Origin of the sequence: Pseudomonas sp. IT-347P, from assembly GCF_949768005.1 — a bacterium.
GTDB lineage: Bacteria > Pseudomonadota > Gammaproteobacteria > Pseudomonadales > Pseudomonadaceae > Aquipseudomonas.
This window is the reverse complement of the sequence record NZ_CATKPQ010000022.1, coordinates 473,224-494,739: the sequence shown is the minus strand read 5'-3', so window position 1 is coordinate 494,739 and position 21,516 is coordinate 473,224. Positions and strand designations below refer to the sequence as shown.

24 protein-coding genes and 1 pseudogene are annotated in these 21,516 nt (G+C 54.5%); 16 read left to right on the top strand and 9 right to left on the bottom strand.

Annotated elements, in window-relative coordinates:
* The first annotated feature begins 9 nt into the window (after positions 1–9).
* The 14 genes and pseudogenes from ACM6IV_RS10990 (at position 10) to ACM6IV_RS10925 (ending at position 9,708) form a co-directional block, all read left to right on the top strand.
* Positions 10–480: a GNAT family N-acetyltransferase gene (locus ACM6IV_RS10990; RefSeq protein WP_414869981.1), complete on the top strand. Its 471-nt coding sequence runs from the start codon at positions 10–12 to the stop codon at positions 478–480.
* A gap of 52 nt (positions 481–532) precedes the next feature.
* Positions 533–880 carry a metalloregulator ArsR/SmtB family transcription factor gene (locus ACM6IV_RS10985; protein ID WP_414869980.1) on the top strand — a complete coding sequence of 116 codons (348 nt, stop codon included), beginning with the start codon at positions 533–535 and terminating at the stop codon, positions 878–880.
* 15 nt (positions 881–895) lie between these two features.
* Positions 896–1,366, top strand: a complete 471-nt coding sequence (locus ACM6IV_RS10980) for an arsenate reductase ArsC (RefSeq protein WP_414869979.1) — start codon at positions 896–898, stop codon at positions 1,364–1,366.
* A 12-nt stretch (positions 1,367–1,378) separates the two neighbouring features.
* Entirely contained in the window at positions 1,379–2,077 is a 699-nt protein-coding gene (arsH, locus tag ACM6IV_RS10975; protein WP_414869978.1) for an arsenical resistance protein ArsH, read from the top strand.
* Between the two features lie 307 nt (positions 2,078–2,384).
* The gene (locus ACM6IV_RS10970; RefSeq protein ID WP_414869977.1) at positions 2,385–3,263 is read left to right on the top strand and encodes a tetratricopeptide repeat protein; all 879 of its coding nucleotides are present in this window, start codon (positions 2,385–2,387) and stop codon (positions 3,261–3,263) included.
* 103 nt (positions 3,264–3,366) lie between these two features.
* Positions 3,367–3,579, top strand: coding sequence for a DUF4287 domain-containing protein (locus ACM6IV_RS10965; RefSeq protein WP_095120305.1), 213 nt, complete (start codon positions 3,367–3,369; stop codon positions 3,577–3,579).
* Between the two features lie 13 nt (positions 3,580–3,592).
* Entirely contained in the window at positions 3,593–4,096 is a 504-nt protein-coding gene (locus ACM6IV_RS10960) for a GNAT family N-acetyltransferase (protein ID WP_414869976.1), read from the top strand.
* Entirely contained in the window at positions 4,077–4,895 is an 819-nt protein-coding gene (gene dapF / locus ACM6IV_RS10955) for a diaminopimelate epimerase (RefSeq protein ID WP_414869975.1), read from the top strand. Before ACM6IV_RS10960 ends, dapF begins: the two co-directional genes overlap by 20 nt.
* Positions 4,896–5,461: 566 nt before the next feature.
* The gene (locus tag ACM6IV_RS10950) at positions 5,462–5,824 is read left to right on the top strand and encodes a DUF6124 family protein (protein ID WP_016982978.1); all 363 of its coding nucleotides are present in this window, start codon (positions 5,462–5,464) and stop codon (positions 5,822–5,824) included.
* A gap of 136 nt (positions 5,825–5,960) precedes the next feature.
* A complete protein-coding gene (locus ACM6IV_RS10945; protein WP_414869974.1) occupies positions 5,961–7,502 on the top strand; it encodes a T6SS phospholipase effector Tle1-like catalytic domain-containing protein in 1,542 nt (513 codons plus the stop codon).
* The gene (locus tag ACM6IV_RS10940) at positions 7,502–8,158 is read left to right on the top strand and encodes a DUF2931 family protein (RefSeq protein WP_414869973.1); all 657 of its coding nucleotides are present in this window, start codon (positions 7,502–7,504) and stop codon (positions 8,156–8,158) included. The genes ACM6IV_RS10945 and ACM6IV_RS10940 overlap by 1 nt, the downstream gene beginning before the upstream one ends.
* A gap of 11 nt (positions 8,159–8,169) precedes the next feature.
* On the top strand, positions 8,170–8,826 hold the full coding sequence (locus ACM6IV_RS10935) for a DUF2931 family protein (RefSeq protein ID WP_414869972.1): 657 nt from the start codon (positions 8,170–8,172) through the stop codon (positions 8,824–8,826).
* Between the two features lie 11 nt (positions 8,827–8,837).
* Positions 8,838–9,497, top strand: a pseudogene (locus ACM6IV_RS10930) (DUF2931 family protein).
* Positions 9,498–9,528: 31 nt separating this feature from the next.
* The gene (locus ACM6IV_RS10925) at positions 9,529–9,708 is read left to right on the top strand and encodes a hypothetical protein (protein WP_414869971.1); all 180 of its coding nucleotides are present in this window, start codon (positions 9,529–9,531) and stop codon (positions 9,706–9,708) included.
* 509 nt (positions 9,709–10,217) lie between these two features.
* On the opposite strand, the gene ACM6IV_RS10920 is transcribed toward ACM6IV_RS10925, so the two are convergent.
* From ACM6IV_RS10920 to ACM6IV_RS10880, 9 genes are all read right to left on the bottom strand, one after another.
* On the bottom strand, positions 10,218–10,982 hold the full coding sequence (locus ACM6IV_RS10920; RefSeq protein ID WP_414869970.1) for a DUF2971 domain-containing protein: 765 nt from the start codon (positions 10,980–10,982) through the stop codon (positions 10,218–10,220).
* A 276-nt stretch (positions 10,983–11,258) separates the two neighbouring features.
* Positions 11,259–11,816, bottom strand: a complete 558-nt coding sequence (locus ACM6IV_RS10915; protein WP_414869969.1) for a TIR domain-containing protein — start codon at positions 11,814–11,816, stop codon at positions 11,259–11,261.
* Between the two features lie 40 nt (positions 11,817–11,856).
* Positions 11,857–12,657 carry a hypothetical protein gene (locus tag ACM6IV_RS10910; protein WP_414869968.1) on the bottom strand — a complete coding sequence of 267 codons (801 nt, stop codon included), beginning with the start codon at positions 12,655–12,657 and terminating at the stop codon, positions 11,857–11,859.
* Positions 12,654–13,877 carry a toll/interleukin-1 receptor domain-containing protein gene (locus ACM6IV_RS10905; RefSeq protein ID WP_414869967.1) on the bottom strand — a complete coding sequence of 408 codons (1,224 nt, stop codon included), beginning with the start codon at positions 13,875–13,877 and terminating at the stop codon, positions 12,654–12,656. Before ACM6IV_RS10905 ends, ACM6IV_RS10910 begins: the two co-directional genes overlap by 4 nt.
* Positions 13,870–14,400 (bottom strand): TIR domain-containing protein, encoded by a 531-nt coding sequence (locus ACM6IV_RS10900; protein ID WP_414869966.1) that lies wholly within the window; start codon positions 14,398–14,400, stop codon positions 13,870–13,872. Before ACM6IV_RS10900 ends, ACM6IV_RS10905 begins: the two co-directional genes overlap by 8 nt.
* A 545-nt stretch (positions 14,401–14,945) precedes the next feature.
* On the bottom strand, positions 14,946–15,884 hold the full coding sequence (locus ACM6IV_RS10895; RefSeq protein ID WP_414869965.1) for a toll/interleukin-1 receptor domain-containing protein: 939 nt from the start codon (positions 15,882–15,884) through the stop codon (positions 14,946–14,948).
* Positions 15,885–16,148: 264 nt separating this feature from the next.
* A complete protein-coding gene (locus tag ACM6IV_RS10890; protein WP_414869964.1) occupies positions 16,149–17,255 on the bottom strand; it encodes a DNA alkylation repair protein in 1,107 nt (368 codons plus the stop codon).
* A gap of 2 nt (positions 17,256–17,257) precedes the next feature.
* Complete coding sequence (locus ACM6IV_RS10885) at positions 17,258–17,863, bottom strand: glutathione S-transferase (RefSeq protein WP_414869963.1); 606 nt, start codon at positions 17,861–17,863, stop codon at positions 17,258–17,260.
* Positions 17,864–17,924: 61 nt separating this feature from the next.
* Complete coding sequence (locus ACM6IV_RS10880; RefSeq protein WP_414869962.1) at positions 17,925–18,833, bottom strand: MurR/RpiR family transcriptional regulator; 909 nt, start codon at positions 18,831–18,833, stop codon at positions 17,925–17,927.
* A gap of 400 nt (positions 18,834–19,233) precedes the next feature.
* Between ACM6IV_RS10880 and ACM6IV_RS10875 the strand changes: the two genes are divergently transcribed.
* Complete coding sequence (locus tag ACM6IV_RS10875; protein ID WP_414869961.1) at positions 19,234–19,638, top strand: TraR/DksA family transcriptional regulator; 405 nt, start codon at positions 19,234–19,236, stop codon at positions 19,636–19,638.
* 216 nt (positions 19,639–19,854) lie between these two features.
* Positions 19,855–21,459, top strand: a complete 1,605-nt coding sequence (locus ACM6IV_RS10870; protein WP_414869960.1) for a methyl-accepting chemotaxis protein — start codon at positions 19,855–19,857, stop codon at positions 21,457–21,459.
* Positions 21,460–21,516 lie beyond the last annotated feature (57 nt).

Below are 21,516 nucleotides of genomic sequence, written 5' to 3'. Positions count from 1 at the left end.
AGAGCAGCAATGAGGGAATGGCTTACCGTTCGCGACATCAATACGGACACCTTGAAGGCCATCAGTGACGGCGTCTTACGGCATGGCCGAGCCTTGTCTGAGGCGCGCGGCGGACAAGCTGAAGCCATCGCCTGTGCGCTCATGGAGGAGGGAACACTGATCGGCGGCGCTACCGGCAGAACCGAATTCAGGCGCCTGTTTGTCAATTACCTGTGGATCGACGCGCAATGGCGCGGAACCGGGCTGGGTGCTCAGGCGTTGCACAAGCTTGAGGCGCTGGCCGTTGAAAGGGCGTGCGTGGATGCCTTGATCGAAACGCTGGATGACGACGTCGCCCGTTGGTACATCCGCTGCGGCTACAGATTGATCGCGCACGTGTCTGAGTACTGCGGCCCGTGGAGTCGTCATACGCTGTTGAAAGCAATGGTGACGACAGCTGCGCCCACAGAGCTCTTTGGCCAAGGGCATTTGCCGGGTTGATTTATATATGGATATCCGTATATTCGAATTTCCATATATGCAGGCCAATCCCATGATCACCCCCACCGAAGTCTTCAAGAGCCTCGCCGACGAAACCCGCGTCCGCGCCATGCTGCTCATCGTCAATCAAGGTGAACTCTGCGTCTGCGAGTTGATGTGCGCACTCGGCGACAGCCAGCCGAAAATCAGCCGCCACCTCGCGCAACTGCGCAGCAATGGATTGCTGCTTGATCGCCGTCAAGGCCAGTGGGTCTATTACCGTCTCAACCCGGAACTGCCGGCGTGGGTGCGCGAAATCCTGCAAGTAACGTCAAAGGCCAACGCCGATTGGCTCAAGGACAACGCCGCGCGCCTGCAGAACATGGACGGTCGTCCGGTTCGCGAAACCGCCTGCTGCTGAGGAAGCAAGAAAACCATGCGAATTCTGTTTATGTGCACGGCCAACAGCTGCCGCAGCATCCTCTCTGAAGCCATGTTCAACCACCTGGCGCGCCCCGGATTCGAGGCCGTGAGTTCCGGAAGTTTCCCCAAGGGCCAAGTGTTGCCGCGCAGCCTGTCGACGCTGCAACAGGCCGGCATTGCCATCGATGGCTTATCCAGCAAAGGCAATGACGCGTTCGAAGACAATCCGCCAGACATTGTCATCACCGTCTGCGACAAGGCCGCCGGTGAGAGCTGCCCGGTGTACTTCGGCCCCGCGCTCAAAGCCCATTGGGGCCTGGCAGATCCCTCGGATGTGCTCGGCGACGATGCCGCCGTGGCCGCGGCGTTTGCTGCCACGCTGGCGATCATCGAGCGGCGCTGCGCGACCTTCCTCGGCCTGCCATTTAAAGCACTCAGCCGCGCTGAACTTCAGCGTGAGCTGGATCGTATCGGCTCTCTCTGAGTCGGAGGACATATGTCAGAACACCTGCCCTACCTTGATCATTCGCTGTTCGAAGGCTTACGGGCCTCTCCTTCGGGCGAGCTCAAACCGCGCATCCTGTTGCTCTACGGCTCGACCCGCGAACGTTCCTTCAGCCGTTTGCTGGTAGAGGAGGCCGCGCGCCTGCTCGAACACTTCGGTGCCGAAACACGCATCTTCAACCCGTCCGGTCTGCCACTGCCCGACGACGTTCCGGTCGACCATCCCAAGGTGCAGGAACTGCGCGAACTGGTGCTGTGGTCGGAAGGCCAGGTCTGGTGTTCGCCAGAACGGCACGGCGCCATGTCCGCCGTGTTCAAGGCACAGATCGACTGGATCCCGCTTGAACTCGGTGCCGTGCGCCCGACTCAGGGCAAAACCTTGGCGGTGATGCAAGTCTGTGGCGGTTCGCAGTCGTTCAACGTGGTCAACCAGTTGCGCGTGTTGGGGCGCTGGATGCGCATGTTCACCATCCCCAACCAATCCTCGGTGCCGAAGGCCTACATGGAATTCGACGACGCCGGGCGGATGAAGGCGTCGCCGTTTTATGATCGCGTGGTGGATGTGATGGAGGAGTTGGTGAAGTTCACCGTACTGCTGCGCGATCAACAGGCGCATCTGGTCGATCGGTATTCCGAGCGCAAGGAAAGTGCCGAGCAACTGATGGCGCGGGTGAATCAGCGTTCGATTTGAGGTCGTTTTCTCAGCAGGGACGGCCGTAGCAGGCTCGGTACGGCGGCTCGCGGCTGCTGCGGAGCGCGGTTGCCCGTCGGGAATCGACAACGTCGCTCGCAGGCAAACGCCAATCCTCTTCAACCACAATCCCTGTGCGAGTCTGCTCGCGAAAGCGGTGTGTCAGCCTATGATGATGTCGGCTGACACGGCCCCTTCGCGAGCAGGCTCGCTCCCACAGTTTTTTGTGGTGTGTTCGAGTAACCGACACTTCAGGTTTTGCGCCTGCCTGCCGATGAAATCTGCACGATTTCAACGGATGCCATTCATGAACAAGGTTGTTGCTGTACTGGCGCTTACTGCCCTCGTTGCAGGCTGCAAGAGCAGTCCACCCAATCCTCAGGACGAAAGCCTCACCGGCACCCGCTGCATGGTGTTTTCGAGTGTGAAAGACCTTTCCAGCGAACACCTCGACTATGTTCGCGAAGCCAGCAGCAACGGCAACCCCAAGTGCAAGATCGCGCTTGGCGTGTTGTATGAGTTTGGTCGTGGCGGCTTATCACCGGATGTGCGCAAGGCCCGGGCCCTGTATGAGTCTGTCGCTGTCGTGGATGGCGCTGGGTATGAGCAATTGGCGCGCATGGCCGATGAGGGCAGCGGTCAGGCGCCCGATGCTGTCGAAGCGCGACGACTTTATCAATTGGCGCTCGCGCATCGTCAGAGCGCGTACAGCGAGTTCGCGCTGGCACGGTTGATGGAAGCAGGGCGAGGTGGCCCACAGGATCTGTCCGGGGCGCTGATGCATTACCTCAATGCCACTCAGCGCATCGGTGACGAGGCATGGGTCGGCGTACAGCGGGTCCGCGCCCAGGTGTTGACGCTGACCACCGAGCAGACACAGCGCTACAACGAAAAATGGTACGACGGCGTCGGCAACAGCCTCGCATCAGCGATACACGATACCGAGTTGCTGCTGAACAGACAGATCAAACCCGGCTCCGCGAGCAAGCCCGTCACGCTGGAGGCGAAAGGCAAACCGGGTTCGCTGGTGCCGCACATCACCTTGGTCGAAAGCTCCGGCAACAACGACGTCGACCAAGCGGTGGTCAAGGCCCTCAGCGAGTACCGTTACCCGGCGCAGCCGATTTTGAAGGCTGGGCAGGAGTCCTGGTCATCAGAGTTTCCGGTTAAAGTCGGAGTGAACTGAGCTGGCCGGGTCACTTGCCGGAATAGTCTCTCGCGTCCACTCTATGACCTGCCGACAAGGAGCGTCCGCCGACCCTCCGTCGTGACCACAGGGAGCTTGCAGCATGAGCGAAGACAACAAGGTAAAAGGCCCGGCGTCATACTTCCCCTCCATCGAAAAAAAATACGGCCAGCCCATCGATCACTGGCTGAACCTGCTCGCCGGCATCACCGACAAGAAGCACATGGAACTGGTGGCGTGGCTCAAGGAGGAACACGGCATGGGCCACGGTCATGCCAACGCCTTGGTTGCGCATCATCTGGCGGGTAAACAGTGAGGGCAGGGCAGCGATGAATTTCACCCACCGGCCAGTGACGGCCGACGACGTCAACACCCTCTGCAGCTTTCCCCAAGGCGAACAAGAACTGTTCTTCATGTTCCCGAAAGCGAACTTCCCGCTGACGGAAGAGCAGATGCACAGCGCGATCAGCCAGCGCTTCGACTCCACGGCTTTTCTGGCCAACGGCGAGTTCGTTGGCTTCGCCAATTTCTACCGCGCCGAGCACGATGGCATCTGCTGCATCGGCAACGTCATCGTCGCGCCCTACGCCCGAGGCCAGGGTGTGGCGCGGTACATTGTCGAGACCATGACCGCGCTGGGTTTCGAAAAATACCAGGCCAAGGAAGTGCAACTGTCTTGCTTCAATGAAAACACCGCAGGCCTGCTGCTTTACCCGAAACTTGGCTTCGTCCCGTTCTCCATCGAAGAACGCCCGGCGCCGGGTGGCAAACGTTCAGCGCTGATCAACATGACGCGCATCAGAGACGCAGCGAATGCCATTCATCTTCCATAAGATGCACGCCAACGGCGATGACTTCGTCGTGATTGACGCACGCAACATCAGCAACCCCGTCACCGGCCAACTCGCCCGGCGCCTGGGCGATCGCCATCGCGGCATCGGTTTCAACCAACTCGCCGTGGTCCTCGATTGCGCAGACGCCGATGCGCGCGTGGAATTCTGGAACGCCGACGGCTCAGCGCTCGACGTGTGCGGCAGCGCCACCCGTGGCGTGGCGGACAGGTTGATGCGCGAAGCCGGCCGGACATCCATCACCCTGCGCACAAACCGTGGCTTGCTCACCTGCGAACGCACGCCCAGCGGATTGATCGCGGTCGACATGGGCGAACCGTTGCTCGACTGGCAAGACATCCCCTTGGCGCAAGAGCACGACACGCTTTTTCTACCGCTCGCCGGCGCTCCAACCGCCTGCAACATGGGCAATCCGCACTGCACCTATTTCGTCGATGACCTCAGCTCCATCGATATCGCTGCCCTCGGCCTGAGCCTAGAAACCCACCCATTGTTTCCACACAAAACCAACGTCCACTTCGTGCAGATCATCGACCGCCAACACATCCGCCTGCGCATCTGGGAGCGCAACGGTGCCATCCCGCTCGGCTCCGGCTCATGCTCATGTGGTGCGGCCGTCAACGGCATCCGCCGAGGCCTGCTCGACCACACCGTCAACGTCGAATGCGACGGCGGCCCCGTCACCGTCCACTGGAATGGCTCAGGCTCCGTAACCCTGAGCGGCCCGGTAGAACCCACTTTCTCCGGCACCCTCCCAGACACCCAACTCGACCTCAAGTGACCACAACCCTCTGTAGGAGTGAGCCTGCTCGCGATAACGCCAGCCCAGCCACCGCAAATCCCAACCCAACCACAAACCCCTGTGGGAGCTAGCCTGCTAGCGAAGACGCCAGCCCAGTCACCGCAAATCCCAAACCCACCACAAATCCCCTGTGGGAGCGAGCTTGCTCGCGAAGACGCCCACCCAGTCACCCCATCAACCACTGACCGAAATAAACAGTAAAACCACCACTGTTTAAACCAAGCCTCAAGTAACCACCGAAACCCTACAACGCCTTGCGCCGTTACCTACGACTAAGCCAGAATCCGCCGGCTTGTGCGTCTAGGTCGCGGGTTCTATCGTCTGTCGGTCGCTGAAAAACAGTGATCGGGTTTGGTAGCCCGCCATAACTAGTCGCATCGCGAACCGTTCGCAGACCTCATCAGGTCTCTGCTCAATGGTGGCCATGCGCAGGACACCTTCGGGTGTGCCGGGTCCTAGTTACCGGTCTACCAACCCGCGTATGGCCGCCACCTTCGTTTGGTAGCGAATGTGAAGGCTCCTTTTTATTAACTAGGAGTTTCACCATGATCAAACCAACACCCAACCCACCCGAAACCGACCCCACATCCCCCTACGAATCCCCCGATTCCAAGCGATTCCACGAAGCCGCCGAACGCGCCCTCGACCACTACCTCAAACCCGCCAGCCAAATCATGGCCAGCACCCAACAACCCGAACGCATGTACCTCGCCAACCCGAAGTACAACAGTGAATCCCTGCTCGCCAACGCCAGCGAAACCCTTGGCTCCGCCAGCGAAATGCTCCTCAACTTCGCCGCCATGCTCGACACCCCCCACCGCAAAACCGCACTGGGCATCGCCCAAGTCGTGATGCTCGGCGAAATCGCCGTCAACCAAGCGCTGGATAACGTCGAAATCGCCAGCTAATCCCCACCACGACGAGGGGAAACCCTCGTCGAACCCCGCTGTCACACCCCGGCTGGCACACGGCCACGGCTTGCGCCCCAAAGTCTCGGCTGTCACCCTTCGGGCCGTTCTCAAGGATCAGAACCAGGAATCACGGATGAGTGGCTACGTACCCAACCCCCCGAAAAATTATCGTTACGAAGAAGCCAAACCCGTCGATATTCACGCCCAGCGTTGGGCGGAATATGAGAAACACGGGAAAGAACCCGCGCGCGAACCTGAAAAAATCGGTATTGCGTTGAGGATTGGAGTTTTCTTTGATGGCACTGGGAATAATGCGAACAACACGGCGGCGGGATTGCTGTGTGGGGCGCAGCATCCGATTGCGCCGGCAGATATTCCTGCTAGCTGTCAGCCTTACATGAGCGATCCGGATAGCAGTTACGGCAACGATGTCAGCAATGTGAAAAGGCTGAGCGACTTGTATGACGCCGTACCTGACGCAGTAGGAGAGGGGCCGCTGAAGCGAACCTCCCGCGTCGTCTATATCGAGGGTATTGGCACCCGCTCCGGAGAAGAAGACAGTAAGTTCGGCTCTGGCACCGGACGCGGTGAAACAGGTGTTGCTGGTCGAGTCGAGTCCTCATTTCCAGTCATTCAACAAGCTATCAGCCGAGTCTTGATCGATAACCCCGGCAGTGAAATTGCTTCCTTGACGTTCGATACGTTTGGCTTCAGTCGTGGCGCCGCCGCAGCTCGACATTTTGCCAATGAGATCGTCCGCACCAGTCGTGGCCCGCTTGGCACTGTGCTGAGAAACCTGCCCAGAGCCTTTAGCCCTAAATTTAACGATCAGTATAAAAGCGACATCAACATGGGATTTATCGGCTTGTTCGATACCGTCCCATCGATTGCGGGTTGGTCGAATCTTGGCAACATCAAAAGCGCTGTAGCAACCGGAGTCAAACTCTATCTCGATCGTCGTTTTTTTACCGATGTCGTCCAGTTGTCTGCCCGTGATGAATGCCGCGCCAACTTCGCACTCAGTCGCGTCAAAGCGGATCACTTAGAGATAACCTTGCCGGGTGTGCATTCGGATATCGGCGGAGGTTACCTGGAAGAGGCACAGGAATGTGTGCTTGTAAGTCCCATGCAAACACTGATCGTGCCTTTGAATACTGATGTCACGACTACCTCGATTTACCGTGATGCCGTCAATGCCAAGACCCAGTGGTTAGCCAAAGGTTGGCCTACTGAAATGCTTGAAATCGTAACGCCCGACGCATTGCTGATGCCGAACAGCCCGCAAGATCGACTCAGTCCCAATGTAAAGCGTGTATACGCCGCTCTGCAGCTAAAACGCCCGGTGAGTGGCATGTTGTCCAGGGTCTACCTGCGAGTGATGCACCGTTTGGCAAAAGAAAAGGGCGCTCGATTCAGCGACATTCCAGATACGCCTGATCTGGCCATTCCTGAAGAGCTGCAACCCCTGTGCGATAGGTTTTTGGCGGGGGACTACAGCGTCACACCGCAAGAAGATGAATTGTTGAAATTGAAGTACATTCACACCTCCGCCAATTGGAACCATCCGCTTGGCCGAAAAGATGGTAGCGGGATCAACGCGGTGTACATCAACGCCCCCACGGAAGACTCAATCCGCGTGCAACATCCTCATGTACCTGACTGGACGCTTTGGTAATGAAAGTTCTTGTGACCCTGATGTGCGCGCTATTCATGACTGCCTGCCAATCTGCTGATCCGCTATCGGCGAAGAACGACCCCAAATCCGAATCTTGGGAGCTTGCGTTCACCGAGCCCTATTACATGAAGGTGTGGGTTGAGGACAGCGCGGTTGAAGACATCAATGGTAAGTTGTTCAAGCGCACAGGGTCAGGGACCGCCGCAGGCGGGGAGCCTGAGGACGGAAAAGAATCCGCTCGGGGCTGGCACGCAGTAGGTGGTGCAGCAAAAGCCGTGATTGGCGCTGATCTTCCAAAGCGCATTTACGTGCGTTGGCAATCAATTGTCGAGCCACAGACATATCAGGTTTGGGTTGATGTGCCCGAAGAGGCGAGGAACCTGATGTTGAAGTCGGTTAATCAGCGGTGTCCGGAAGCTCCGGAACAGCAGGCTAGCTACAGCGCGTCTATCTATTTGGGTCTGGCTCCTAGAGGCGTTGTGCAGGTTTTTGTCAGAGACTCTTGCCACCGTCCTGTCAAGGTGGCCAGAGCTCAGGCGGAGATCGATCCGCTGGGGCCCAGTCAGGGGAAGAATCAAGGGCGCTACGCATATCCCATCAGCGAAAAGTCCAAACGTTACATCGAAAAGTACGGCATTCCGTACGGGAGTTGGTAACCCGTCTACCAATGAAGCAAATCATATTAATGTTGAGTGTTTTACTGGTAGCTGGATGCCAAGCTACAGACCCACTTTCAGCCGAGAACGATCCGAGATCCGATTGGTGGGGACTAGCCTTCACTGAACCGGCTTACATGAAGGTTTGGGTAGAAGACAGCACAGTTCTGGACATCAAAAACAGGACGTTTTTCAAGGCAGGCGGGAGAACCGCTGCCGGAGGTGAACCAGAAGATGGCACAGAGTCTGCGCGAGGTTGGGGTACTGTCAGTGGTTCCGTTATTCCGGTAACCGGTGCCGATCTTCCCAAACTCATCTTTGTTCGTTGGCAGTCAATATCAGAACAGAAGACCTACAAGGGTTTCATCGAAATCCCAGAATCAGCCAGGCAGTTGATGTTGGAGTCAACGCACCAACGTTGCCTGGAAACTCCTGAAAGAGCTGCACGATATATGGCCTCTCTGTACGTGGGCCTAGCCCCGGGTGGTGTATTACAAGCGTGGGTCAGAGACCCATGCCACCGCCCCGTCAAAGTAGCTGATGCCCACGGTGAAGTTGAACCGCTAGGCCCGGAGCAGGGGAAGCACGGTGGGCGCTATGCCTACCCGGTGAGTGAACAGGCCAAGAGGTATATCGACAAGTACGGCATTCCGTATGGGAGTTGGTAACCCGTCCGCCAATGAAGCAACTCATTACGATGCTTTGCATCTTGCTGGTCACGGGATGCCAGATTGCTGAACCACTATCAGCCAAAAACGACCCGAAATCCGAATGGTGGGAACTGGCTTTTACGGAGCCGGATTACATGAAAGTCTGGGTAGAGAACAGTTCTGTTCAAGACATTCACGGCAGGATTTTCTACAAAACCGGCGGCGGCACCGCAGCGGGGGGAGAGCCTGAAGATGGCACGGAGTCCGCCCGAGGTTAGACAGGTGGGGTAGGCGGCAGCGGAAGGAGAGTGGTGGGTGCAGATTTACCTGTTCGCATCTGGGTCCGTTGGCAATCGATTGTCGAACAGAAAACGTGGCAGGCATGGGTAGAAATCCCAGAGGAAGCCAGGCAGTTGATGGTGGCGTCCGTCAATCAACGTTGCCCGCAGACGCCTGATCAGGAAGCGAGATTTATGGCGTCGGTTTATTTAGGGTTGGCCCCCGGTGGCGTTGTGCAGGTTTGGGTAAGAGACTCTTGCCACCACCCGGTCAAAGTCGCTCGAGCGCAGGCTGAAATTGAGCCGCTGGGGCCGTGCCAAGGTAAGAACGAAGGGCGTTACGCTTATCCGGTGAGTGAAAAGGCAAAGCGGTATATCGACAAATATGGCGTTCCGTACGGAAGTTGGTAGTCGTGACACTTAACTGAATGGATCTTTTGTAATGAAAGCAACGATTGCGCTGCTGGGTGCTTTATTGTTGTCTGGCTGCCAGATCGCAGGCACAGAAACCGACGAAAATGACCCTAAATATCCACGGTGGGAGTTAGTGTTCGTTGAGCCGAATTACATGAAGGTCTGGGTAGAGGGCAGCTCCGTCCAAGACATCAATAACAGAATTTAATTTCGCGCTGGCAAGAGCACTGCTCTGAGCGGAGCGGCCGATATCAGTGGAGAATCTACCCGTGGTTAGGTGACAGTACCGCTCTCCGGGAGACCTGTGGCGCGCACCGATCTTCCAAAAAAGATTTTTGAGGGCTAAGGGATACGTCGAAAAGCACGATATTTCTTAAGGAAGTTGGTAGAAGATACTTCTACTAGCTGTCTTCCAATGCCGCTGTTTTGAGTAATCATCTTTGACTGTTGTCGCGTCAATTCTGGGTATGATGTAGGGCCGCTTTCGGCCGTGGCTGTGTAAAAACGTTTTTCAGCGCGGCATGTACGCAACATCAGACTGGAAATCGCGCTTCTAAGCAAATCCACATCTGCTGATGTGTCGAAAAATTTCAGATTTAACGCAGATGTGCACGCTTTAATAGTGGCAATGCATTTTTACACACTCTGGGCCGGAAGCGGACGTTCAAAGGTGTCTACGTAAACTGGGGCGATTCACTTTAAGAAGTCAATGCCGACTCATTCGAGTATTCGCCTAACCGTACGTGCATCGGGTACGATTTTGAAGGATTGGAATGCTAACCTGGACTTGTATACAGCGACGCTGGGAAAATGCTGTTTAACCTTCTGTCTTACTGATTCGAGAGGCTCCTCGCATAGGGGGCCGAGAATGACCTCCGCCAGTTGAATATCGCCACTGATCGGCCAGAAATGAAGTGGGCCATCGGTGGAAGCATCATTTATGCTCACGAATCGACGATACTCTTCCTCATACCGCCATCCTCCGGACTTGGTGCACAGCAACTGTTGTTGCAGTTCCTCACTTAAGTTGTCTGGGGTTAGCGTCGGGCCCAGTGCGGCGAGGATTCGATCGTCCTGATAGTTGACCTGCTGAACCGTGCTACGACTAACGTCAAAACCCAAACAAATTCCAGTGTGCTTCTCGGCATAATGGCTCCACATCATCGGTTCTGACCAGTCTCCGGCGAAGCACAACAAGCCCATCAACGAATGGCTCTTATTTTTCCAGTTCCTTACGACCCGACGCGTCTTATGTTCTTTGAAGTTCGCCGCAAGTAGTTCGAATGGGTCATTCAGGTCAGCAAAGCGAGAGACCTTGATGCGCTGATTCTCTATGTTGCTAAGGCCGTGTTTGACGCTGGTGAGGTTATAAAGGCGAATCGTCGAAGGATTAGTTGGTGGACTACAGGCTATAGCGCTGCCCATATCTGATTTGTAGCCAGCTGCGATCCATTTGCTTCTTAGTATTTCATGGGTGGGCATGCTTATTTCCTTTTTTAGCATCTTGGTAAAAGTGTATTTCTGGGCTGCACTTAGCTGAACTGTAGGTTCCCCCGGTGTCGCTGTGCAGATATGGAACGGACAGTGGCCGGGGAGATTTTCTTTCCTTCGAGGATTGTCATGCCAGCTGCCTTGCGGACGGTTTGGCCGTCCAGCCTGCATGAAGCTTAGTATTTTGAGGGGAAGGGGAAGCTATTACTCGCTTCCCCTTGCTAATACGGGTTTAGTATGTACCACATGCTGCAGGGGTGACGTGGATCATCTCCTGAGAATTTTTGCTGTACCCTTGATCCAGGCGGATAAGTCGGCGTACTCATTTGCTGATCTATTAATCCAGAGCTGCTTTCTCGTGGAGTTTTTTACCAAGGCAAGATCGGCATATGGGTATAACCCTAGGTACTCTTCACCCTTAAATTCAGTTTGAGCATGCTGGGTGACTGGAAGAATGCCCACTGAGCCTCTCAACGCATCGAAATAACCAAGCTCCCAAGGCATCCAGCGAGATTTAGTCGAGTGACGGCTGTAAACGTATAAAAGCGATTTTGAAGACTTCATGCGCATTCGCAGAATTTCAGCAGTCTGAGGCGTAACCTGATCCGGGGAAAGCTGAGGGTCATCGACTTTATCTATGTAGACCGTAAGGTTTGCGTCTTCCAAATATCCCTTTAAACCATAAATTATTTCAAGGGGCTCATTGGATGAGTGGCTTAGGAAAACGTCATACATCTGCGTGCTTGCGGTAGACTTGAATATATTGCTCTGCCGGCTGACTGTGAGTGAACGTGCAATTACTTCTGCTTCCGTGAGTAATGACATATTGCTCCCTACTATTTTAGTGCATCAGTCCGAAATGGGCTTATAAGTTCATCAGGCCCCGTATCACCAGCACTATTGCTTGGTCTATGTGAGGTGTATTGGCAAGAGCCGTATTTTCTTCTGCAGTAAGCCCATTTCTCAGATCTTTGAGTTGGTATTGTCTGAATTTCCCGGAGTGCGACCAGATTGGGGTTGATGTGTTGAATTTGTTGTGAACCCCCATTAGATCTAGGATTTCTCTGGTACACCCGCCAAATCCGCCTAGCAAGTAAACAGGTTTATGGCTTTGAAGAGAGAGAAGTACTTCCTCAGCTATACCTGGCATGCTGCCAATAAATTTTGATGTTTTACCTCCAAGGACTATCCGGGCTGTTGACTCAGCGGTAATTGTGCTTCGCATTGCCGTTAGCCCTGCGCACCAATCAAACGTCGCGTCGGGTAGTAGAAGGGTAGCCTCCTCAATCGATAATGCATTGCCTTTCTCGTCAATTACTCTGAGCTCGGCAGTTCCTTCCATTTCGCTGCTCAAGGTAAGCAGGTCATTGATATTGGAATGTACGAAGACAGGCCAGGCAAGGAAGTTTATGACACTTGCTAAATTTTTTTCGTCATAAGAGTCTTTTCGATATCTAGAAACGAGTTCGTACAATATTCTGGTAAAACCATGGGCTCGTAGATCACCTCCATAGGTCACTGTTGCCCCCAAAGCGAGCATATGGCGCGCTATTTCACACATCGCATCCACTAGATGCGCATGGCTTAAGCCTAAGGCAGCCATGTTTTCGCTTTCCGATATCGATATTGAGATTTTTGAGCCGTCGAAAACTTCTTTGTAACTCATCTGGTTGCCCCCGCTTTCCATTCGGCAAGGCTTCTGAGCTGCACATTCGGCGAAACCCTGTTAATGAGTCTTTCCTCCTCAGTACTCAATGGAGGATCTGGGTAGATAAGTATAGTTTCTATAGAGGCAGAATCCGCCAACTCGGGTTCTTCAGGTATGCAGGATAGAGAGATTAACTCCGGCGGGCGTGGTATAAGAAATGCCCTCCTAGGAAGTTGTTTTTTGATTTCATGTGTCTGACAGCGCCATAGAAAATCCTTCAAAACCTCATCAAGAAGCCTACTAATTACGATGTCTATTCGAGAAACATCTGCTACATCGTAGCCCAAGCGAACTACCGGGACGTTCCCCATGTAAGGGAAGCCTCTTTCATCCATATTGTTTATACTGTTAGCGACTACAAGCGGGACATTCCAAGTTTTAGCTTCAATGATTTCTTTTCGGCACCACTCTCTTGACGAGTAAGAGTCTGTGTGAATAGCGATCATTGCGCTGATGCGCACCTGTGCTAGTAATACTTCGTCAAACCTGAGGCCGGCCGGGATGTCATTCACGTCAAAAAAAGAGGACAGACCGTGCCCTTCGTGGATTCTCTTCCTTATAGCTGTAGCAATTTCTGTACCGTCGCTATCGTGTTTTGAATGACTTAAAAAGATTTGCACCTTTTTTAGATAGTTTTCAAGGTTTTTATTTGATGGGCTTTCGAGTTGGGCCAAGTGGTGTCTAAGCATTCGGCAAAACTCGTAGGTGAGCTCGCTAATTAGGCGCGTTGTCTTTTCGATATCATCGCCTTTCCATGAGTCCCATCTTAGAGCTTGCTCAATTAAATTTGCTTTATGCAATGCTTCTTTGTTGAAAGAGACAGGAAATAGGAGATTGTTGAAGCAGGTCTTGTTGGATTGTTCAGTCTTTTCAGACAGGGTTTTGACGTAATTAACCCAGCTATGTGCTTCGCACAGGTTATCGTCAATGAGGGCGATGATCGCAGAAGCCTCAGATTCCTCGGGATTTATTGATATTGGGATGTCGTGGTCAGGCATGCAGACATTACGGAAAACTACCGGTATGCCCGCTCCCCCTACAATATTTTTGTAAAGATCCCGCCGAAAATGCTGCATTATAGATTCGGCGATTCTCTTCCCTAGCTCAAAGTTAGGGTGCCATACGACATAGAGCACAAAAAAAGGTTTTGCGAGATCACTCTCTCTTACTTCACCCATTACGCTTCTTCTTTTCACGGCTGTTGGCTATGAGTGATTTAAATTTTGATTTGGCGTCGGCGATATATTTTCCTAAAGACTCTGAGGACGCAGTAGCTTTTTCCCAGCTGGTAAACACGGCATACCCACTTTGGACGTTGTCATATAGTCTGCCAGGTACGATTACGCCTTTTTCGCCTCGTGGGGCTGATGGAAGGTAAATGCCGAGGAGGGCATGTTCCTTGTCAAGTGTTGCCTTGATTTCCCAATCAATATACTTTCTTTGGTAAGTTTCAGCGCCAATTAAAACAATTGTGCAAGAGGTGCCAACTATATATTCTTCGCGAATTCGTCGCATAACATAATCAACGTCGTCGCTGTCTATTTCACTGTCTAATGATGCATCATGTATCGATTCATATGTATCATGAAACTTAGTCGAGAATGCGTCATAGTACTCTTGATCTAATTTGTGATGATAACTCACGAAAACTTTGTGCTTGACTGGCGTTTCCAGAGATTTAAGAAGCTCTTGAAGATTCATTGACGGATCGGTCCTTGAGTTTTTTGTAGATGCCCGACTCATAGAACAGGAGCGGGTGGCTATTTAGTATCAAGGTCTGGATAGAGAGTGCAACCCCCTCCAGAGGTTTTCTCGCAGGAAATTCGGCGGATCGACACGTTTCCCACCTTGCGGGCCTCCGAACTGTCAACCATTTGGTGGTGACTATGACAAGTCTTCAAACCTACATGACCGCCCAAGCAGCATCAGCAATTTAGGTCAGTTGCCTAGGCTGGCAGAGTCACAGTCAGGTGCTCGTTTTTGACAGGAACGGTCGGTACAGCAGCGTGTTAATGGATACGCAAATTGCGCAGTTGTTTCGCCAAGGCGATTTCGTACTCTTCCGTACTAGTGAAATCAAGTACAAAGGGAGCAGAATTATGTTCAATTTATCTAAAAATAAATTTGTCACCTTTTCTGCTGTCCCTTTCTGCTTTTCTGTTGTCCCCTTTTCTGTTCATGGGTTGTCCCAATTCGAGGTGCAACCTGCGCTCTGAGAACGCTCAAAAGTTTTAACCCAAGACTAATCAGTTTAAAGACCGCCCCAGAGAAGGCGAAATGCGGTTGATCAAGCAATCGCCCCCCAAAACCCAGGTGACGGAGATGCTATTTTGACTAGCAAGCTTTCTTAAGACGTGCTCAATCAAAAATGAATTGAAGTTGAGCTCGTTTTTTATTTGTGAAAGACTTACTAAGTTTTTGTTTGTGATTGCAAACGCCACTGAGCGAAATATCTCGCTGTAGTTTTCTACGTAGTCGCGAGCATATGTCTCGAAGCCATAACTAGTCAGTGTGATAGATGGGAAGCCCCCTCCCAAGAAGTGCTGAAGGTCAAACACTCTTTGCTCACCTAGTATTTCAATCGACTCTCTTAGCTGGCTCTCAGGTACAAGCAATTCACCGTCTTTGAGGAACGCTGATAGGCTTATGTGCCTTGAGCCGGTCTTCAGCGCAGACTCACAGGCCATTTTGTATACTAGGCTGTCTAACTTGTTGTGTCCGGCAATGCTTATGCTAAGATTCTCTACATATGCAGGTGGTTTGCCCAGTGCGGGTTTATCTGAAACACCAAAAATCGAAGCAATTATTCGTTCCAGATTGGGCTGGTACGCGGATGTATCTTGTATGCGCTCCCAGAGAGTTGCCTTCAAAACTTCAGGGACTTCGCAGTCGTCGATAACGACAGGGATTAACTTGCTTCCAGTATTGATTCGCTTCACGCACGCAGCGTCGAGCTCATGTTGAACCCACGGTTTTCCTACGCTATTTCTAGAAAGTACGACTATTACTGCCTGGGCATCCTTAATTCCCTCTTCAAAAATCTTCGCAATCAGGCTATCCCCTGGCAGCATTTCCCATTTGTCGAGCCACGCATCAATGCCATTAGCTCTTAGAAGCTTTGCAAAATTTAATACAAATCGTTCTTTGTCTTCGCTTGCGTGGCTTACAAATACTTTGGGAGACATTTCTATTCTCTCTAGTGGTTTCGGATTATGATTGTCGCCGTAAAAATATATCCAAGCTATTTATCTATGACCTGTTAGCTGTGATGTCGTCTTTTGATCTTGGCTGACATCATAATACGTGGAACTGGTTTCACCGCTTTGGTGGTTTTTTTTCGCTTGACGAAAACAGCGCCTGCCAAGCAATCGATTTGGGCTGAATACGGGTCTACCTGTAAACCCTTCTATGTGAAATTACTGCCATACGTACAGAGTCACTTTGGGGCATCATCTTGTGGTGATGTTAAATGCAGCATTTGCCAGCATCGTTCCATTAACCATAACCCTCACCCCATGCCGCCCCTCAAAATGCTTCCGCGTCGTAAAATCCCTAATCACCTGCCGCCTCCCCACAACCTCACTCCCAAACCCCGCCAACACCACCGTCTTCAACTTAAAAACCTTCCTCGAAACCCCGCCATTCGCCTTCACATAGTCAATCGCATAATCAATCACCAACCGCTGCTCATGCGCCACCGTCGACTTCACCGCAAACGACAACGTAATCGCTTCCCCCAACCTAACCACCGCCGGCTCAACCCGCACATCCAACAACTCAACCTCAGCCTTCGCCCCCGCGCCAATCACCGTCAGCGCCCGCAAGTCCCCCTGTTTAATCAAACTCCGCAACGCATGCTTGGCAATCCACGCCGTGTGCTTGTTCTCCAGCGGCCAACCTTCAATCGTGTCCAACACCCACTCCGGATGCACCTTCGTCACATCATTCAAATGATTCGCCACGGACTTGCGCACGTACAAACTCTCATCCGCCTTCAACCGATCCAGTATCCCGGCGGCCAACTGCGGATCCGCCTGCACCGCGTCCAACCGAAACGACCAAGGCAGGCGAGGGCGGCTGCCTTCGCTGGCGAGGCGTCGAACGTGGTGGTTTTCGTCGCGGGTCCAGTCGTGCATCCGTTCCAGAGAGCGTTCCAGATCGCTGCGCAGAAAGTGGCGGATGGCGAATTCGGAGGAGCCGAAGGTGGTGAAATATTTCAGCGCATCCATGGAGGTATCGAACGCATGGCCGCCGTAACTCGCGACGTAGTGCGGCAAACACATGCTGACGAATCCGCTGTTCAGCCTTGGCGCGAGTTCGAAAAGCACTTCGAGGGAATCTTCGTAGTCCAGCGGCAACACGGCGTGCAGGCTTTCGCTGACACGCGCCATGCGTTGCATCACTGATAATTCAGCGAGTCCATCCTGTGCGTGCTTGAGAAACGCCTTGGCCTTGAACGTCGGGTACACGGCGCTCATTTCGCGGGCGATGTGCTGCAAGCGCTCGGCGTTGAAGATTTCCTTTAACGCCGGGGCGGCGGTGTCGGTGGTGCTCATAGTCAGGTCATCGGGGTGCTGACGAACGCTTCGAGGGTTTCGGCGTAGGCGGTGTATTGGGCGATGTGGGGGTAGCGGCGGGTGTCGATCTGGTCGGGGACGACGAGGTCGGTGAAGCTCCAGGCGACGGCGAGGCTGATGCCGGCCTGGGTGAGGGTGCCGTCGGTGGGCAGGCCGGTTTTTTCCAGTTCTTGCTCGAGGGCGGTGAACGCGGCGGCGAGTTGGCCTTCGACGCGTTCGACCCACGGCTGGTATTGAATGTTGGCGGGGCGCAGGTTGCGTTCGTAATAAAGCTGCACGGCTTTTTCGCAGGCGGCGAGGCTGAGGCCGATCAGGCGCAGGGCTTGGGCTCGCTGGCCTAACTCAGCCGGCAGAAGGCTTTTGCCGGCACTGGCTTCGAGGTAGTCGAGGATGAGGGTCGAGTCCATCAGGACCACGCCGTCGTCGAGGATCAGCGTGGGGGCTTTGACCACCGGGTTGATCTGCTGGAATTGCTCGAAGTGGCGGAACACCGAGACTGACTCGTGTTCGAGGTCGATGCCTAGGCGTTTGGCGGAGATCGCCACGCGACGCACGTAAGGGGAGTCCAGCATGCCGATCAGTTTCATGACGCGTTCCTTCAAGTCAAACCGGTGGGAAGGCATAACCTAGCCGACGTTGAAGCAATTGTCAGTCGTCGAAGCCGGGTTGTTCGTGAATCTCATCGACATTCAGTTCCAGCCGATACGCCACCGCCACAAACAAGGCCTGACACAAACACAACGTCGCACTCAGCGAACGAAAGGCGAGGGCGCTGCCTTCGTTTATCAGCAATACGCTGTCGGCGAGTTTTGCCAGTGGCGAGAGGTGGCTGTCGGTGAGGATCAGGGTGTTGGCCTGTTGCTGGCGGGCGAAACGCAGGCAGTGTTGGGTTTCTTTGGCGTAGGGCACGAAGCTGATGGCGATGACCAGATCGTTGGCGCGCACGCTGCGCATTTGCTCGCGATAGCTGCCGCCTAGCCCGGACACCAGGTGAATTTTTTTCTGAGTGTGTTGCAAGTTGTAAACCAGGTAGTCGGCGACGGCGAAGGAGCGGCGCACGCCGACGACATAAATGTTGTCGGCGTTGACGATCAGGTCGACGGCTTTTTCGAACGCGGCGTCGTCGAGTTCACGGCCCAGGCGTTCGATGCCGGAACGGGTGGCGTCGATGCATTCGCGGGCGAGGTCGCCGGCGCTGGCTTGCTGCGACTGGTTGGCGATCATGCTGCGGATGCGTTGCTGGTAGTTTTGCACCGGCGAGGCTTTGTGGGTGTAGGCGCTGCGGAACAGCGCCTGCATTTCGCTGAAGCCGCTGAAACCGAAGCGTTGCGAGAAGCGGACAATGGCGGACGGATGGACTTCGCACTCGCGGGCGATGTCGCTGATGCGGTCGACCATGATCCGGTCGCTTTGTTGGCTGATGTAGCTGGCGATGCGTTTGAGTTGGCGCGGCAGGGCGTCGTATTCCTCGGTGATCAGGTGCAGCAGGCGCTCGGCATTGATCGGGGGGCTGGCGAGTGAAATCTCGTCGGTGGCCGGCAGATCGGGGCGGGGCATAGGTCATCCTTCAGGCTGATTGATCACACGGTGGGCCTGATAGTAGTGGGGCTGTGCAGGGTCTGCTTTGCTGAAACGATGCAGTGCGTGGTAAAAAATTCGCGTCTGAGCGCTGGGTGTTAGCCGTTTGTCTTCTATATACAGCCGCCCGACTGAATTTCTTGCTATAAACGCACTCCGATGGCCGTGTAAGCGCTGTGTCAGAGCAGTTTCCGGGCGTTGTCGGACAAATTCCCTGTATTTACAGTTGCTGAGGCCTCGATCGGGCCTTAGACTGCCGCCCCTCGTAAATTGAGTGCCGGGTGGCATTTGCAATAAACGATGCCTTTTCGCCGACCGGACACGGTTCGCCGAAACGCTCCCTAATTCGCCTTAATGCACGTTTTTTATAGAGATATCAATGACAAAGGACAAGTTGCTGGCCATGCCGGCAGATGACTACATGAATGCAGAGCAGCATGCTTTCTTCACTGAGCTGTTGCAGAACATGAAAGTCGAAACCCACGAGCGCATTGAGCAAAATCGTATCGCCATCGAAAGCCTGGACACCCCGGCTGACCCGGCGGACGCGGCTTCGGTTGAAGAAGAGCGCACCTGGCTGGTGAACGCGATCGATCGCGACCAGCGCATGCTGCCGCAATTGGAACAAGCCCTTGAGCGCATCAAGGAAGACAGCTTTGGCTGGTGCGACGACAGCGGCGAGGCCATTGGCCTGAAGCGCCTGCTGATCAGCCCGACCACCAAGTACTGCATCGAAGCTCAAGAGCGTCACGAGAAGATCGATAAGCACCAGCGTCAGGCCTGATTTTCCGACGCTGTGATCGCGGGCAAGTCCGCCCCACAAGGTTCAACACCGAACCTGTGGGAGCCGGGCTTGCCCGCGAAGCTTTTTATCGTCCGCACTATTTCCGCGCGATTTCGTTGACCTGTCACAAACCCCACGACTAACGGACCATAGATAATGGCGTTGTAGTGGCGTTTAATGCAGTCACAACAATGAGAACAAGCGTGGGGTGTTGATATGACGAGAGACGGATCTCTGGTTGGGGCTTTGCCTGCACCAGTGCTTTTGCCGAAAAACCGCTGGATCGCGCCGACCCTGCAAAGTATCGCCCTGATGCTGTTGCTGGCCGGCATGTCCCTGGCCGAATGGTCGCTGTACATTGGCATGCCACTGGCGGTGCTGATTGTCTGGCTGCCGCGCTTGCGCTCCCGCGCCATCCCCGATGTCCAGCCTGCCGATACTGGCAGCGCAATGTCCGAACTGACCCGCGATCTTTCCTACACCACCAGTCATAACGCCTTGTCGGCGGCGGGGGTGGCGTTTTCGGTCAAGGAACTGGCGAGCAAACTCGAATCACAACTCGAGGCGGCGGCGCAGATTGTCAGTAACGCCGAGGTGATGATCGCCACCGAACATGCGACTTCACAACTCAGCCGTGCAGCGCTTGAGGCGGCCAGCCAGGCGCACCACAGCAGTGCGGCGGGGCGCACGGAGCTGGTAGATTCGATTGCGCGCATGCATCAACTCAGTCAGCGCGCCAATGCCAGCCGAGAATTGATCGAAGCCTTGAGCCTGCGCAGCGATGATATTCAACGTGTGACCCTGGTGATCCAGTCGATTGCCAGTCAAACCAATCTGCTCGCATTGAACGCGGCCATCGAAGCGGCGCGGGCTGGTGAGCATGGTCGCGGTTTCGCGGTGGTGGCGGATGAGGTGCGCGGATTGGCGGCGCGCACGGCGTCGGCAACCGGTGAGGTCGGTGAGATGGTCGCGGACATTCAGCAGCGCACCGCGCAGGTGGTGGAGCAGATTCGCGAGTTGTCGAGCGATCTGCAGACCGGGGTCGAGCAGGTCGAGCACACCGGCCAGCATCTGGAGAATATCGCGCGATTAGCGGCAGGGGTGGAATCTCAGGTCGGTGAAATCGCCCAAGGTGCAGAAACCAATCGCGAACAACTCGACAGCCTGTTCAAGGCCATCGAACAGATGCGCAGCGATCTGGCGATCAGCGATCAACAGACCCGCCGCCTCGCCGAAGCGGCGGTGCAAATGGAAGGGCAGGCGGAAACCATCAGTGAGCGTCTGGCCGAAGTCGGGCTGGATGACTATCACCAGCGCATCTACGATCTGGCCCGCGAAGGCGCGAGCCAGATTGCGGCGCGGTTCGAGGCGGATGTCGAGCAGGGGCGGATCAGCCTTGAGGACTTGTTCGACCGTCAATATCAGCCGATCCCGAATACCCAACCGGCGAAGTTTCAAACCCGTTTCGACCGTTACACCGATCAGGTGCTGCCGGCGATTCAGGAACCGTTGCTGCCGCGTCACGAGGGGCTGGTGTTCGCCATTGCCTGTACGCAGCAGGGTTATGTGCCTACGCACAATCAACTGTTCAGTCAGCCGTTGACCGGCGATGCGCAGGTCGATGCGGTAAACAATCGCACCAAACGCAAGTTTGCCGACCGCACCGGTATTCGCTGCGGCAGCCATCAGCAACCGGTGTTGTTGCAGACCTACACCCGCGACACCGGTGAGCTGATGCATGACCTGTCGGTGCCGATCATGATCAAGGGCCGGCACTGGGGTGGTTTGCGTCTGGGTTATAAGCCGGAAAAGCCGCGTTGAGGGATTGTTACTTCTGATGCAATGAATCTGTGCACGGAGCTTGCTGTTTCCGCCCGA